This is a genomic window from Paenibacillus hubeiensis (assembly GCF_032334105.1).
GTDB lineage: Bacteria > Bacillota > Bacilli > Paenibacillales > Paenibacillaceae > Paenibacillus > Paenibacillus hubeiensis.
Map to the genome: position 1 here is coordinate 25,781 of NZ_JAVYAE020000005.1, position 14,702 is coordinate 40,482.

The window sequence follows — 14,702 nt, forward strand, 5'->3', positions numbered from 1 at the left end:
AATCCCCTTTTTCAAAGGGAAAATCCGGTGATAAGCCTATGCTTCCGAAGCAGCTTTCTTTCAGAAAGCTTTTAGAACGCTTCGCTTCTCCAGATTGTTCTGCCTCTCCGTTAACGTGTGCATCTTTTTTGCGGTTTATATCATTTCCTTATCCCTGCCATGAAAGCGTTTACCATTTTGCCAAAGGAGGCCCTCTTATCGCGAGGGTTACTCCCGTGCCATCTTGATCTGCGTGGAATTGCGCACGACCAGCTCGCCCGGCAGCTTTTCATGACGGCCTTTCTCGTCTTTCTCGATCATACGAATCAGATCGTTCACGACGAGCATCCCTTGTCTTGCAATTTGGTTGCGTACCGTTGTGAGCGGAGGCGTGAAATACTGTGCAATGTCGATATCGTCGAATCCAACGACGCTGACGTCTCCCGGAATGTCGTAGCCAAGCGACTTCAGCGCACGCATCGCTCCGATGGCGCTCAAGTCATTGCCTGCGAGGAACGCGTCCGGCAGCTTGCCGGCATGCACGTTAACGAATGATTTGACTGCGCCGTACGAGCTTTCTTCCTCGAAGTATCCCTGCAAAATGTAATCCTCATCCTGCGGCAGATTGTAATCGCGCAAGGCATCCAAGTAACCGGCCTTCCGCTGCTCGCTGTCGAACATCGTTTCAACGCCGGAAATGTAGGCGATTTTTTTGTGCCCGAGGCTGATCAAATATTTCGTGGCCTCATACGCATCGACATAGGAATCGAAGATGATGCTGCCCATCGATTCGCTCTGGATTTCGCGGTCCAGGAACATGGCCTTGACCCGGTTTTGCTCCATGACGGCAATGTCGTTTTCATTCACCCGCATCTCCTCGTACACGATGACTCCATCCACGCGTCCGCCCAATATGTTGCTCATGATGACCTGCTTATCCTTCGTTACGAAGATGTTCAGCCCGTATCCATGGCGGTCGCATTCGCGGGACATCGTCTCGACGAGCGTATAGAAATATGGCCCCGACACACTGGTCGTGAAAAAGCCGAGCATTTTCGATTTGCCGGATTTCAGCAGCTTGCCGTTGATGTTCGGTACATAATTCAACCGTTTCGCCACGTCGAGAATATGCGATTTGGTCTCGGGATTCAGCACGTCCACGCCATTAAGCGCATTGGAGACCGTAGAGATGGACACGCCGGCTTCCTTTGCTACATCTTTGATCGTTACCTTTCTCATCTGCGACTTCCTTTTTATAAAAACGTTTTTATGGAATGAATATACTATACAAGCGTTTTCATGGCAATCCTTTTTTTCGTGCACATCGATTTTTTTTCAGGAAAACTCTCTCGCAAAAATGAAAAAGGCTGCACCAAATGATCTTATCTCATCTGGAGCAGCCCTTCTTTTATTACTTATTTCGAGGTTGAACGTTCCTGCCCAGCAGCCAGAAAGCCAATGCACCGGCCGAAACAAAGGCAAGCGCCATGCCGACGAGCCCTTGCAGCAAATTCAGGCTGCCTTCTTCGATCCACAAAGGGAGTTCAAGCAGCCCGAGCGTACTGCCCAGCGCAAACGTCTTTACCTTCAGCAGTCCCATGTACAAGCCGCCAACCGCGCCTCCCGCAAGGGCCGAAACAAAAGCGGCTCGCCGCCTCATGTTTACGGCATACATCGCGGGTTCGATAAAACCAATCAGCGCTGTGCCAGCAGCCCAGTAGGCAAGCCTCCTGTGATCAGACTTGCGCTCGCGCAATGCAGCGGCCATGGCCGCTCCAGCCTGTCCCATCACAGCCACCGTGAAAGCCGGCAATAACATCATGGAACCATTCGTGACCAACTCACTGATCAAAATCGGAACAACAACAAATTGCATCCCCAGCAGCATCAACAACGCGTAGAACGCACCGACAAGAACGATCGTGAGCACTGGAGTCTTATCCATCATCGAAGTGATGGTTTCCGTCAAATGGTTCTGCGCATACATGCCAATGGGACCTAACACAAGCAGCATGACCGGGATCATCACCAGTAACGCCAGCGCGGCGGGCAAAACGCCTTGAAGCCCCTTCGGCAATACGCGCCCCAACGCTCGTTCGATCCATGCAGCGCCCACTACCGCCAGAATGACCCACAGAGGGGCCGTATAGAATGATGACACCGGGACAAGATCAACGCCAAACAGACTGAATGCCTGCTCCCCGCTCATCACTCCTGCCACGGTTGGATACAAAGTAAAAACACCAATGCCAGCCGCTGCGTATGGATTGCTGTTCATCCTCCGAGCCGTACTGAACGCGACCAACACAGGCAAAAAATAAATCAAAGCGTCCGCTATGCTGCTAAATACGATGTATACCGTGCTATTCATATCCACAATATCCGTCACATCAAGCGTATCCAGTAACACAAACGTCAAAAGCACGAACTTGATCAAGAGCACTCCCAAAAGAGCAGGCATTAAAGGCCTGAATACGTCGGAAACAAAATGCATGATCGAAAAAGGTTTCCTTCTTTTTCCCGTTCGCCCCGCTTCTTGCGACCCAATGGCGTTTGCATGATCCTCCCCTTCGATACCCAGGAATGCCGACAAAGCTTGATATCCATCTGATGCCTCGTCCCGAAGTACCATCTGTGCGCCGCTTTTGCTTGCGTGAATCTCTGCCTCCATCTCGGCGACATCCATCGCCGACAGATTCATGTCGCTACTACGCTTTAACTCTACAACGGTTTTGCCGTTCTCGTGCTTGACTTGCTTGATGTTCTCCATTCCTCCTGCGAGTCGTAAAACGGAGTCCATCAGTACTCTGTCATTCATATGTACAATCTCCTTATGCTGCGGTAAAACCGAGTTTTGTGAAGCTACTATTCTATATACACATTTCCACAAAAAAACTTCAATAGGCAATATAAACTAATTTCCCTTTTATGTGTATTCGCATATATTCAGAAAAAAAGAGCTGTACATTTGCCCAAGATGGCAAACATACAACTCTGTTCCAACGGGTGAAAACCGACTACGACAATGCCAACATGGCGTTCATGTCTTCCTTTGCTGTCGTTATCAGTTTAAGTCCAAACATGTCGACGAGCACGTCGAGCACGCCTTGCGAGATGAATTCCGGCGGCTTCGGTCCGATCCGGATATCCTGAATGCCCAGGCTGAACAGTCCCAGCAAAATGGCCACGGCTTTTTGCTCGAACCAGGACAATACGATGCTGACCGGCAGCTCGTTCACGGTGCAGCCGAAGGCATCGGCGAGGGCAAGCGCGATTTTGACCGTCGAACCGGAATTGTTGCATTGTCCCAGATCGATATAACGCGGAATGCCTGTGTCGCCAACCGTCCCGTAATCCACGTCGTTGAAGCGGAACTTGCCGCAAGAGGTCGTCAAAATCACCGTATCGTTCGGCAGGCTCGTTGCCAGTTCCCGATAATAGTTTCCGCCTTTGCCCGGCGCATCGCAGCCTGCAATGACGAAGAAGCGGCGAATATGCCCGTCTTTAACCGCTTGAATGATTTCGGGAGCCAGACCGATGACCGTTTCGTGGTGATATCCTGTCGTCAATACCTGCTCCGATGGTACATCAGCCGCAGGCAAGGACAAAGCACGCTCGATCAGCGGCGCGAAGTCGTCATTCACGATTTTGGTCACGCCCTCCAGTCCGGCAACCTCGTAGGAGAAGAAGCGGTCCGCGTAACTGCCCTTGATTGGCATAACGCAGTTCGTGGTGGCCAGAATGGCGCCCGGGAACTGCTCGAACAGCCTGCGCTGGTCATACCATGCTTTGCCGATGTTGCCTTTCAAATGGGCATATTTCTTGAGCGCGGGATAACCGTGCGCCGGCAGCATCTCCGAATGGGTATAAATGTTGATGCCTGTTCCTTCCGTCTGGCGCAGCAATTCTTCCAGCGCATATAGATTGTGCCCTGTCACGACGATGCACTGTCCTTCGATCCGGTTCTGGCTGACGGTAATCGGCTGCGGGATGCCGAAACGGTCCGTATGGGCGCGATCCAGCACATCCATAATACGTATGGCCGCATTCCCTACCCTCATTGCCATGTCCAGATGTTCCTGCACGTTGAAATTCGAGTTCGTTAACGTCATATATAACGCTTCATGCGTAACACGGTTTACCTCGGGGTCTTCATAACCCAGCTGTCTGGCATGCGTGGCATATGCTGCGATTCCCTTCAACGCAAAGATCATCGTATCCTGCAGGCTGGCAATCGTCTCGTCTTTGCCGCACACCCCGATCACCTTGCAGCCGCCCGTTGGTGTCTGCTCGCACTGGTAACAAAACATAACATTCCCTCCATGCATGATCAGTCTGTTTTTTTCCCATTCAGCGTAACAGACCACGATTCGGGCAAGTGTGACGGCGCACACATTTACCAATCATTTTCCATGCCGTTCCCAAGATCAGCCGGGACGCTTTTTTCGTTCCAACGATCATTTATTGAGCAGCTTTATGCCAGAGGGTCAATGCCCTCGTTGACAATTAACGATTACATGTGTAATCTATTCACTAGCGACAATTGATTACATATGTAATCGAAGAAAGAAGGATGATCATCCATGAAGAAACTCCCTCGTATTTCGGAAGCGGAATGGGAAGTGATGAAGGTGTTATGGAGCAGGTCTCCTGCATCCGCCCAGGAAGTCATTGAACGACTCAACCCTGAATCATCTTGGAAGCCGGCCACCGTGAAAACCTTGATCAGCCGCTTGCTCAAGAAGGAAGTGATCGGATTCGAACAGGAGGGAAAGAGTTACCTCTATTATCCGCTGGTCAGTGAAGAGGAGTGTCAGCGGGCAGAGAGCCATTCATTCCTTGAGCGACTGTACGGAGGGGCCATAAAGCCGATGCTAGTCCAATTTCTCAAAGAGGAGAAGCTGTCCCGCGAGGAAATCGAAGAGTTGAAGCGGATCCTCGACGAGAGGAAGGGCTCATCATGAATGCCATCGCTGCGTGGATACCCTCCTTTGTAAAGTGGGTCATTGAGACCTCGTTCATGGCAACCGTGATGGCCATTCTTATTTTGGCGATCCGAATGGTGCTGAAGCATCGTTTGCCGATCAAATGGCAATACGGGATGTGGTTTGTGTTGATGGCAAGAATGATCCTTCCTTGGGCACCTGAGAGCGGTATGAGCATGTATAACATGTTCCCGTTCTTGGAACGGCAAACTCCCGTAGCGATTATGAATCCCGTGCAGGACATATCCGGAGGACTGCCGCCCATGCAGACATTGTCGCCGCCGAATAGAGAAGCGAACGACGCATCCGAGATCCCTTCAAACATTGGAATTCCAACGCTGGATCTCGTCATGTTCATCCTATGGGCAGCCGGCTCACTCGCCCTTCTCGGAACCATGCTCAAGGCGAATCGGGATTATGGACGACGACTTGGAAAGGCGCAACCTATGCCCGCCGAGTCCGATCTCGTCCGGCTGCTGGACCGATGCAAAGACGAACTGGGAATCAGACGCCGCGTTCCGCTTCTTGTTTCGGCCGAGGTGGACGGGCCGAGTTTGTACGGACTCGTGCGCCCCCGAATTTTGCTGCCCGCCCATAGCCCTGAGACGTTTGGCTCCAAGGAATTGCGTTATATCTTCCTGCATGAGCTGGTGCACTTGAAACGCAAAGACATCGCAGCCAATGTGATGATGACCGCATTGCTCCTTGTACAGTGGTTTAACCCGATTCTTTGGTATGCCTATCGTAAAATGCGGGAAGATCAAGAGCTGTCGTGCGATGCGGCGGCCATCTCACATATCGGCGCGGGCGAAGTACAGGACTACGGCTACACCATCGTTAAACTGCTTGAGCGCAACGTTTCGCGTCCTGTGCCACTGCTGGCTGCCACCAAGTTTTCGCCGAAACTACCCCAACTGAAGAGGAGAGTTACGATGATTGCAACATTTAAAAAACATTCAATAAAGTGGACCGCTGCCGGATTCGTCCTTATTCTGCTGTTAGTTTCCGTGTCGCTCACAAACGCCAGAGCTGAAGAGGCAAACCCTGCCTTGATGAGAGAGCTCGCCGAAATGGAACAAGCGAATGCGCCTCTTCTTAAGACGGTTGACCCCGCCATTCGCGGCCAGGTTGAAGACACCATCCGTGAGGTGATGACCGATCTTGGCATGGCGCTGCCATTAAAGAGAGCAGAGCATGTTCCGAATTCGAACCAATGGTTTCTCGAGTTCGAAGGCGATGGAACCGGAATGACGTCGCTGTGGGTAAACGATGAGACAGGCAAGTTCGAGAACGCTTCGATCGGAATCGATTTGTCCCAGGATCGCTTGGAAGCTGCGCTGATGCATCAATACGAGCAAGCTTTGAAGAAGCAGGGCTACGCTAAACAAGCGGATATTTCGGTGCATCGCGTCATCGACAATATGCTGGAGAACGGCCCGTATCAGGTCCAGACCAATATAACAGATGCGAATACGCGGGTTGTTTTTTTGGACGGGAAGATCATCCAATTTATCGCAGATGGCTCTTAACAGCACAACGAGCGAGCACCTTGCATCCACAACGATTAAGCGCTACTGCGGCGCTTTTTTTCGTTCCAACGATCATTTATCGAGCAGCTTTATGCCAAAGGCAATCCATCTGCCGTCAATGTCCTCGACGACAAAATCGCGGTTCGCATAATCGGTTTGCCTCAACTCCCGAACAATGCGGACATCGGCTTGTTTGAATTCATGCTGCAGAGCTTCCTGATTACGGGTGATAAAATAAGCGTCATACCCATAGCCATATAACTCCCTGTTCGGAATCACCCTTTGCCCGTTTGACATGGTCAAAATGACCTCGGTAGCATCCCGGTACAAGCAAATATGCGGCTCCTCTGTATGCAAATATTCATAGGCCCGGAAACCGAGTTTTTGCACATAAAATGCTGCAGTACGTTTGATATCGGTTGTCGGAAAAACCGAATGCGACATCAACAAATCGTGACTCATTTTCATTTCTCCTTTATGTAATACTTCCATTTCGTAAATATACCGCCCCTCCATCGTATATACCTGTCCGGGACAGCGTCCATGCCAAACATGATTATGAACCATCTTTATCAGCCTGCATTTTAATTATGACATTATTGCCATATATAAATTTCAAGGTTACAATGAATTATTAGAATCGCGGCAGCCTGCAGGTTCGTTTGATTCATAGGCTGCCTTTGCGAACATACTATAGAAAAACAGACAGGAAGGATCCAATGAAAGACAAAATCGTCATGCCGCTATGGACATGCTGCCTCTTCATCGTGGTCATGAACACTACCATGTTTAACGTTTCCCTGCCCGTGATCATTCAGGATCTGCACATCACCTCGGATCTTGGGTCGTGGGTTATTTCGAGTTATTCTATCGGCTATGCGCTCTCTACCGTTATTTTCAGCCGACTCTCCGACCATGTGCCTGTACGCAAACTGGTTACGGTTGGACTGATCATCCTCGGTTGTTCATCCGTCCTGGGACTGTTCGCCCACAATTTCACCCTGTTATTGATCACGCGCATCCTGCAATCGGCAGGAGCCGGAGTCATGGCCGGACTGGGTTTGGTCATCGCGAGCCGTTATGTTCCGGTGGAGCGCAGGGGCGCCGCCATCGCGATGATTTCGTCCGGGAGCGCCATGGCCTTCGGACTTGGCCCGATCGTCGGCGGACTTGTCAGTGAATACTTGGGCTGGAACGGACTGTTTGCGATTACCGTGCTGGTGCTTGCGGCCTTGCCGTTTTTGCTGCGTTTTTTGCCGCGAGAAACGATTCGGGCCGAAAAATCGTTCGATATCACCGGTGCAGCACTTACCGTAGTGAACGCCACGACGGTGCTTGTGGCCGTGACGCAGCAGTCGTTGATCTGGCTGCTCATCGGCCTGGTTTCGCTCGCCGTGCATATTGCTTATATCCGCAAAGCAAACGGCTCGTTCATCAATCGTGAGGTGTTTGCGACCAAAGGTTATTCGCGTCTGCTGATCATCGGCTTTTGCGTGCTGATCGTCAATCTGGGCAATCTGTTCCTGATGCCGCTTGTGCTTGCCGACCTGTTCGGACGCTCGTCGCTGGCGATTGGACTGCTGATTGCACCAGGAGCGATCGTTGCGACATTCCTGGCGCGGTTTGTCGGCCGCTGGATTGATCGTTTCGGAAACATGCGCTTCCTGATCATCGGCCATATATTGCTTGCCAGTGTATTGCTTTTATACGTATTCGGGTTGAAATATTCGGCCTTGATCATCACCGTGGGTTACTTGTTTTTCTCCCCTGCATTGTCGGCCTCCATCGCCTCAATGAACAACGAGGCTTCACGGGTGCTGCCCAAAGCGCGGATCGGTGCCGGCATGGGTCTTCTGCAATTGATCCAGTTTTTCGGCGGCTCTCTCTCCGTGGCTGTCTGCGGGCTGCTGCTGCACAGCTTTCCGGGGGTCCCGGTGAAAGAAGCCTATCCTTACGTGTACGGCTGCCTGCTGCTCGTTTGCCTGATTTCGCTCACGCTGGTGCTTCTCTACGCTCGCTCTACGCGCAGTAATTCAGCAGCATCCGCAGCTGCAAACTGACACCTCCCTATAAGGCGCGATCCAGAAAATCGAATGCATCAACACCGGTCATGCCGCATATAGCAAAAAAGGTCCGCTTCAACAGCGGGCCTTTTCCCATTTTCATATTAAATAATAATCACGGAGACGGTTTCGCGGACAAAGCGGTTTTCCATGCCTCCGTGACGGAAACAGGAGCTTTGGTGCTATTCTCGCCTCCACCCTCTTTCGACCAAAGCGGCGGATAATAGGCAAATACTTCGCCTGGCCGGAGCTGCCCCATCGTATCCTGCCAGTCATTCCAACGAAACATCTCGTAAAACTGCTGCAAATTTCCGTTGGCCAGCCAATTGATGAACCCTGAATAGGCCAGCTCCGTCGATTCCCATTCCATCGTGTCCGGCGCAAAATAATAGATATGACCGGTGCGTCCGAACCTGCCCGTATCGAGCGCAAAAAATCCGCCTGCCGCATCATAAGCCACCACCAACACGCCCGGTAACGCCGGAACGGTAGACTGCTCGTCCAATCCGTTCCAGAATGTCAGGCTGCCGTAGCTGCCTTCGCCTCCGGAACCAAGCAACGTGATCCAGCCATGGTCGAATCGCATTCCCCCGGTCTCATACGCTACAGTCCCCAAATAAGAACGGGTGCTGACTTGCAGCCGCACAAGCGTTTCTTCTGCCGCTTCGCGCCGTGCAGGGACGTAGTTCCATGCATTCTCGCCGCTGTCCAGCAGCTCCCGCAATTCCTCCCAGGCGTGATGTTCCCGATCATATAGCTGATCCGCATTCAATGCATCCATCATAAAACTCCTTTCATGCGTCAAAACTTGCGTTGATGACGTTCATGTACAATATAAGTCACAGGTCAATCGCCTGTTTGCTGCGGCACAGCTCAGGCAGCGAGGTCGCAACCTGCACGCCATCTTCGTAACTCAAATTGCCCGAATGGGCCATCAAAATGGGGTATTCCCCCTTAACCGCCGCTGACCGCATATCGAACATGTAGTGATTGCCGTTTCCGTCCAAGGCAAAGGATACGGCACCCGGCATATACTCCGGCAGTTCGTATGCCAGGTTCATTTCCCTGAAATCCGCCGTGCCAAAAAGCTGAAAGTAACGCTCCCCGTTCTGAAACTCGCCGCCATTGGAGAACAGCAGCAGTTCGATATAACTTTCCGGCAGCATCCTCTCGGGGAACGACCAATCCGCCGGATCAGGCCGTCCTCCATGGACATGCAGCGCGGGCATGCTCGCCAAAAGCTTCTCCCGCCCTGCCCGAATCTCTCCGACCTCCTCTTCGTTCAGCCGGGCATTCCACTGTCCCAAAAATTGCTCGAGCTCTGCCTTCGACGCCCCCGGCTGCCTGGACCACTCATGTTCAAATACATCACTCCACATGCTCGTCCCTCCTTCTCCTGCACATTTGGCATGCACCAAGAAAACGCAGCATGCATCTTGGGCCGCCATTCGTTCTTTCCCTTTTTTACCATTCCGACTATGAGCATATCACGGCCTTTTTCCCCGTTCAAACCCTGTCCATCTTTCCGTTCGTCCCGTAAGAAAAAGCAAAAAGTCTGTTCACACCCTTTACAATCTGACCATCGTCAGGTAATATCAATAAATCATGTCGCGCGACAACAATAAAAAAGACGGAGGATTAAACATGGTTACCCTGACTCATAACAAAACGAATGCACGATTATGGGGAAAATCGTTCATTTTCATCATGCTGGCCAACGCCCTGCTGTTCATGGCCTTCGAAATGCTGCTCCCTACCTTACCGCTGTTCGTATCAAGCCTGGGTGGTGACGCATCGCAGATCGGACTCGTCACAGGCATCTTCATGTTTTCGGCAATTCTGGTCCGCCCTTTCACCGCAATCCTGGCAACCAAATGGAATAAAAAAATGCTGCTCATCGCAGGCATCGCCATCTGTGCGCTGGTTACCGGTTCATACTACCTCGCGTCAGGCATCGGCATGATTTTGCTGCTCCGGGTCATTCATGGTTTTGGCTTCGGACTCGCGACAACATACTTCGCAACCATTGCCACCGAGAACATTCCCAAGCAGCGCCGGGGTGAAGGCATGGGTTACTTCGGCGTCGGCGAGACGGTGGCCATTTCCGTCGGCCCCTTGCTCGGAACGAGCCTGCTGCTGCAATTCAACTACCAAAGCCTGTTTATGGGCGGCATGTGCATTTTGCTGCTGGCGCTGCTCATGACCGTGTTTGTATCCCGAAAACCGGTGCAGCAAAATGATTCTCAAACGTCGGAGACGCCTCATACAGCCGTCAAACTCATCGAAAAAAAGGTGCTGTTCCCCTCCATTCTCATCATGCTGGTCGGTATTGCGGCAGGTTCGATCATGTCGTTTGTCGCGTTGTTCGCTGAAGAAAAAGGCTTTACGCAGGTCGCCTGGTTTTTCTTCGTCATCGCCATCGCCAGCTTTGTCGTCCGGCTGTTTTCCGGCAAAATGTTTGACCGGCTGGGGCCCGGCTCCGTGCTCGTGCCATCAGCCGTCTTCGCCATCGCGGGATTGTCGGTGCTGACCATCGCGCAAAATGACGTGCACTTCCTCGTCGCCGGCGCGTTGTACGGCTTCGGGTTTGGAGCCATTTTCCCCGCGATCCAGACGTGGTGCGTAAATTTGGTGGAAGAGCATGAGCATGAAAATGCCATGGCATCGTTTTTCAACTTTTTCGATCTCGGCATCGGCGGCGGCTCGCTCGTACTGGGTATGTTGGCATCTGCATTTTCTTATACGTTGGTGTATGATATAGCCATAGGCATCTTCGTGGTGTACATCTTGCTGTACGTCATGTACGCCCGAAGACGGCGCCAAACGACCCATCATTCACTGGAGGCAGACATTTGAGCAAACAACGAATCAAGGATATTGCCATACAACATTTTATCCGCTTCGGGTACGAGGGCACCAAAATGGCCCAGATTGCCGAGGAAACCGGGATTCGCAAACAATCCCTTTCCTACCATTTTGCATCCAAAAAAGCGCTGCTTGTGGAAATTTACGAGGAAGTGGTACAGGAAGAGCAGCAGTTCGTGCGCGAGTTTTTCGCTCAATCGGCAGGGCAGACCCTGGAACAGCAGCTGCACTCGTTTTTGCAGGAGCATAAAAATCGTTTCCTCACGCATCCCAACGTGGCTTTTATGTACATTCTGTCTTTCATTACGCCCTTGGAAGTCCATGACTTCGTGCTGGCTCAGTACCGAACCTATCTGCGCACACTCAAGGAAGAACTTGCTGGCGTGTTCGTGCAGCACCCTGACATTCGCCTGAGTCCCGAGGAAGCGACCGTCGCTTTTGTCACGCTGATGGACGGCCTTGACGTTCAGCTCGTGTACGAAACGCGGCAATCCTTCGAACAGGCACTCGCCATCGCCTGGAACGTGTTCTGGACCGGCATCCAGCGGAGCCTTTCCTCCTGAACGACAAAGAGCCTTCTCCCTAGGGAAAGGCTTCTTTGTCGTTTGCGCTGCCAACTAACGATTATTATTTAACCGTCAGAATGACGCGTTGGTACCGTTTCAACTGATGTTTGCCGTTATCCTGAACCTCGGCTACGATATGGATCGTATCGCCTGCCTTGGCATCTTGGGGCACGGTAAAGGTAACCGTGTCGGTGTCGCTGCCTTGCAACTCGATCGTGTCGATTTTCTCGTCTTTGCCGACCTCGCGATGCAAGCCCAGCAGCAGGTCACCGGCTTTCTCTTCCACGACCTTGTTCTCCACCGGGGAATCCTGATACGTATCGGCTTCGGCGTATCTCCACCATGTATACGTAAGTTGGTCCCCATCCGGGTCCGTACCTTCCGCATGCAGCGTCACCTGTTCGCCAGGGCTTGCTTTCAAGTCGATGCCTTCCTTGACGGTCAGCGCCGGATTATGGTTTGCGCCTTCGAACGTGTCTGCAGCGGCCCAATCGGCACGTGCGGCAAAGTCATCCTGAATGTCGTCAAACCATCTCATCAGGGAATATTCCGCTTCGTAACGTTTGGTGTACGGATCGTAATCCAGCACGTTGTTGCGGAACAGCTTGTCATTCACGACGCCGAAGCGTCCGCCCCAGCCGCCGTAGGAAGGATCCTCCATGCTGCGCAGGCCGTTATCGATCAAATAGAAGAAGGACGGGGAGTCCCCTTCGGAAATAAAGTCGTATTTTGCATACTGCGGGTTCTTCTTGATATACTCCGGATCTCCGCGCTGCTCTTCAGGCAGCTCGCCTTCGATCATTTTGCCGTCGGCCATCGTTGCATACATGTCCAACAGCTTGCCATGCCCGGTCAACAGGTTTTCTTTCATCCAGTCGCCGTGCAGCTTGCCATTGACTTCCTCGGCATGCATTTTCCATGCATAAGCGAAGTGCCAGAAGTTCGATTGATCGTTCAGGATGCGGATGTCCGGCCAGCTTTTGGCGATGTAATCGTTATAGCTGTCATCCTGGTCAAGAATGATGTAGAGCACCAGTTTGTCGCTGACTTTTTTGCGAATGTCATCCCACTCGTCCGTGCCTTTATATTGATCCTCAATCGATTTGAGCGCACGGGCCGTCGTATTGGTCCCACCCCACGTTTGCACGTACAGATCACGCTGATCGTCGTCGAGGAACAATGTTTTCAGAAATTCGGAGCCTTCGGTTTCTTTTTCCATTTCGCCTTTGTTGGAGATGTTCCCGATTTTCGTCATGACGCGCAGATCTTCCGGTTTAGGATAACCGTCCGCATGTTTGATCAGGTTGGGGTAGATTTCGCCATAGGCATCAATCATGTCGTACACCCACTGCGTGCCCGTCCAGCGGAATGGCTTGATTCCCGCATCCGGATCTCCGGCGTAGTGGTACACCGAGCTGGTCAGCACGATGCCTGCCAGGTCCATTTCATTGGAGTACAGCAGGAAGCGAATGACCGAGTTCATATCATCGACTTCGCCGTCGGTCGTAATGACCGTCCTCGCTTTAGCTGCCGTCGTTTGATCCGTTGTTCCCTTGTCTTCATTTTGCTCTTGCTGCGCTGACGGGCTCGGTGCCTCATTGCCCGCCTGCGGCGTTTTGGAGGCGCATCCGCTAATGACCAACGTGCAGATGCAGCATGTGATCAATGTCCTGAGCCACATTGGTTTCTTCATCCTCTTCTCCCTTTCTGCGTTCGACCTGATGTGTGGTGCCGAAGGGTTTTTCTTACAGCCTTTCTTTTAATATCGGCCAAAAAAAAACAAAAAAACCCGAGTATCTATGCATGCGGACAGAGTCCGTGCACGTGATAATCAGGTTTTGCCTGCGCTAGCAGTCACAATCCTTCGTATGAATATGACTGTAACACATTTCTGTACAAATGTAAACGTTACCAATGTAAATTTAGTTCGTCATTGCGAATAACGATGGATGGCATTCATTCAAAAAGCGGCTGCAGCATGCCGGCCGGAATCGTGCTGCTTGTTCTGTTTTCTCGGGAAATCCTCCCATTTGGTATACTGTGCATGTAGAATCTAAGATAAAAGGCATACCGGTCCATTCATTGTCGCAGAGGAGGAACCATTTATGATCTATGTTGCATTGCTTCGGGGCATCAATGTCGGGGGCAACAACAAAATCAACATGAAACAACTGAAAGAGACGTTTGAAAAATCAGGCTTCACCGACGTGGTGACCTACATCAACTCCGGTAACATCATCTTTGTCGATCATCGCGAACGAGCCAACGCCCATGCCGAAATCTCCCTCCAGCTTGAACAAGCGATTGCGGACGATTTTGGCTTGCAAATCCCGGTCATCGTGCGGAACATCCATGAAGTCGAAGTGGTCATCAAGGCACTTCCGGAGGACTGGAGCAATGGTGACCAGAGCAAAAGCGACGTTCTGTTCCTCTGGGACGAAATCAATGATGTTTCGGTGTTGGACAGGCTGCCCATCAAACCCGGAATCGGGACGCTGATCTACGTTTCGGGAGCCGTATTATATTCCGTCAGCAGGGAAGATGCCGCCAAAAGCGGCATGAACAAACTCGTCGGCTCCAAGCTCTACAAATTCATTACGGTCCGAAACGTCAATACGACGCGACAAATTTACAAGCTGATGCAAGCGATCGACGAGAAAAAGAATTAACTTTCACTGATTTAACACAACGCGCCCTTTCATTTTACCTGCTTTT

The 14,702-nt window shown here is 51.6% G+C and carries 13 protein-coding genes; 6 read left to right on the forward strand and 7 right to left on the reverse strand.

The features are described 5' to 3' along the window. Window positions 1–207: 207 nt before the first annotated feature. The 3 genes from RSX24_RS15435 to hcp all read right to left on the reverse strand — a co-directional run bounded on the left by RSX24_RS15435 (window position 208) and on the right by hcp (window position 4,289). A complete protein-coding gene (locus tag RSX24_RS15435; protein WP_236415778.1) occupies window positions 208–1,218 on the reverse strand; it encodes a LacI family DNA-binding transcriptional regulator in 1,011 nt (336 codons plus the stop codon). A 172-nt stretch (window positions 1,219–1,390) separates the two neighbouring features. Next, window positions 1,391–2,797 carry a PTS transporter subunit EIIC gene (locus RSX24_RS15440; RefSeq protein WP_236415776.1) on the reverse strand — a complete coding sequence of 469 codons (1,407 nt, stop codon included), beginning with the start codon at window positions 2,795–2,797 and terminating at the stop codon, window positions 1,391–1,393. A 199-nt stretch (window positions 2,798–2,996) separates the two neighbouring features. After that, window positions 2,997–4,289, reverse strand: a complete 1,293-nt coding sequence (gene hcp, locus RSX24_RS15445) for a hydroxylamine reductase (RefSeq protein WP_343261084.1) — start codon at window positions 4,287–4,289, stop codon at window positions 2,997–2,999. 273 nt (window positions 4,290–4,562) lie between these two features. Here hcp and RSX24_RS15450 point away from each other — a divergent pair, with 273 nt between their 5' ends. Then, window positions 4,563–4,943 (forward strand): BlaI/MecI/CopY family transcriptional regulator, encoded by a 381-nt coding sequence (locus tag RSX24_RS15450; protein WP_236415774.1) that lies wholly within the window; start codon window positions 4,563–4,565, stop codon window positions 4,941–4,943. After that, on the forward strand, window positions 4,940–6,493 hold the full coding sequence (locus tag RSX24_RS15455; RefSeq protein WP_343261085.1) for a M56 family metallopeptidase: 1,554 nt from the start codon (window positions 4,940–4,942) through the stop codon (window positions 6,491–6,493). Before RSX24_RS15450 ends, RSX24_RS15455 begins: the two co-directional genes overlap by 4 nt. Window positions 6,494–6,565: 72 nt before the next feature. Here the strand turns inward: RSX24_RS15455 and RSX24_RS15460 are convergent, their stop codons facing one another. Beyond that, window positions 6,566–6,955: a VOC family protein gene (locus tag RSX24_RS15460; protein WP_236415772.1), complete on the reverse strand. Its 390-nt coding sequence runs from the start codon at window positions 6,953–6,955 to the stop codon at window positions 6,566–6,568. A 257-nt stretch (window positions 6,956–7,212) separates the two neighbouring features. Here RSX24_RS15460 and RSX24_RS15465 point away from each other — a divergent pair, with 257 nt between their 5' ends. Continuing rightward, window positions 7,213–8,553, forward strand: a complete 1,341-nt coding sequence (locus tag RSX24_RS15465) for an MFS transporter (RefSeq protein ID WP_343261086.1) — start codon at window positions 7,213–7,215, stop codon at window positions 8,551–8,553. A 118-nt stretch (window positions 8,554–8,671) separates the two neighbouring features. Here RSX24_RS15465 and RSX24_RS15470 read toward each other — a convergent pair whose 3' ends face one another. Together RSX24_RS15470 and RSX24_RS15475 are read right to left on the reverse strand one after the other, a co-directional pair. Then, on the reverse strand, window positions 8,672–9,337 hold the full coding sequence (locus RSX24_RS15470) for a DUF2625 family protein (RefSeq protein WP_343261087.1): 666 nt from the start codon (window positions 9,335–9,337) through the stop codon (window positions 8,672–8,674). 58 nt (window positions 9,338–9,395) lie between these two features. Further along, window positions 9,396–9,935: an SMI1/KNR4 family protein gene (locus RSX24_RS15475; RefSeq protein WP_343261088.1), complete on the reverse strand. Its 540-nt coding sequence runs from the start codon at window positions 9,933–9,935 to the stop codon at window positions 9,396–9,398. Between the two features lie 265 nt (window positions 9,936–10,200). Between RSX24_RS15475 and RSX24_RS15480 the strand changes: the two genes are divergently transcribed. Continuing rightward, a complete protein-coding gene (locus RSX24_RS15480) occupies window positions 10,201–11,412 on the forward strand; it encodes an MFS transporter (RefSeq protein WP_343261089.1) in 1,212 nt (403 codons plus the stop codon). Next, complete coding sequence (locus RSX24_RS15485; RefSeq protein WP_343261090.1) at window positions 11,409–11,984, forward strand: TetR/AcrR family transcriptional regulator; 576 nt, start codon at window positions 11,409–11,411, stop codon at window positions 11,982–11,984. Before RSX24_RS15480 ends, RSX24_RS15485 begins: the two co-directional genes overlap by 4 nt. A gap of 64 nt (window positions 11,985–12,048) precedes the next feature. On the opposite strand, the gene RSX24_RS15490 is transcribed toward RSX24_RS15485, so the two are convergent. After that, a complete protein-coding gene (locus tag RSX24_RS15490) occupies window positions 12,049–13,680 on the reverse strand; it encodes a DUF1593 domain-containing protein (RefSeq protein ID WP_343261091.1) in 1,632 nt (543 codons plus the stop codon). A gap of 412 nt (window positions 13,681–14,092) precedes the next feature. On the opposite strand from RSX24_RS15490, the gene RSX24_RS15495 reads away from it, so the two are divergent. Then, a complete protein-coding gene (locus RSX24_RS15495; RefSeq protein WP_343261092.1) occupies window positions 14,093–14,656 on the forward strand; it encodes a DUF1697 domain-containing protein in 564 nt (187 codons plus the stop codon). The last annotated feature ends 46 nt before the right edge of the window (window positions 14,657–14,702 follow it).

Coding starts and splice junctions, on each gene's coding strand:
- RSX24_RS15460 (WP_236415772.1), bottom strand. CDS start 6,955: ATGAGTCACGATTTGTTGATGTCGCATTCGGTTTTTCCGACAACCGAT.
- RSX24_RS15440 (WP_236415776.1), bottom strand. CDS start 2,797: ATGAATGACAGAGTACTGATGGACTCCGTTTTACGACTCGCAGGAGGA.
- RSX24_RS15450 (WP_236415774.1), top strand. CDS start 4,563: ATGAAGAAACTCCCTCGTATTTCGGAAGCGGAATGGGAAGTGATGAAG.
- RSX24_RS15490 (WP_343261091.1), bottom strand. CDS start 13,680: ATGAAGAAACCAATGTGGCTCAGGACATTGATCACATGCTGCATCTGC.
- RSX24_RS15465 (WP_343261086.1), top strand. CDS start 7,213: ATGAAAGACAAAATCGTCATGCCGCTATGGACATGCTGCCTCTTCATC.
- RSX24_RS15495 (WP_343261092.1), top strand. CDS start 14,093: ATGATCTATGTTGCATTGCTTCGGGGCATCAATGTCGGGGGCAACAAC.
- RSX24_RS15455 (WP_343261085.1), top strand. CDS start 4,940: ATGAATGCCATCGCTGCGTGGATACCCTCCTTTGTAAAGTGGGTCATT.
- RSX24_RS15435 (WP_236415778.1), bottom strand. CDS start 1,218: ATGAGAAAGGTAACGATCAAAGATGTAGCAAAGGAAGCCGGCGTGTCC.
- RSX24_RS15475 (WP_343261088.1), bottom strand. CDS start 9,935: ATGTGGAGTGATGTATTTGAACATGAGTGGTCCAGGCAGCCGGGGGCG.
- RSX24_RS15470 (WP_343261087.1), bottom strand. CDS start 9,337: ATGGATGCATTGAATGCGGATCAGCTATATGATCGGGAACATCACGCC.
- RSX24_RS15480 (WP_343261089.1), top strand. CDS start 10,201: ATGGTTACCCTGACTCATAACAAAACGAATGCACGATTATGGGGAAAA.
- hcp (WP_343261084.1), bottom strand. CDS start 4,289: ATGTTTTGTTACCAGTGCGAGCAGACACCAACGGGCGGCTGCAAGGTG.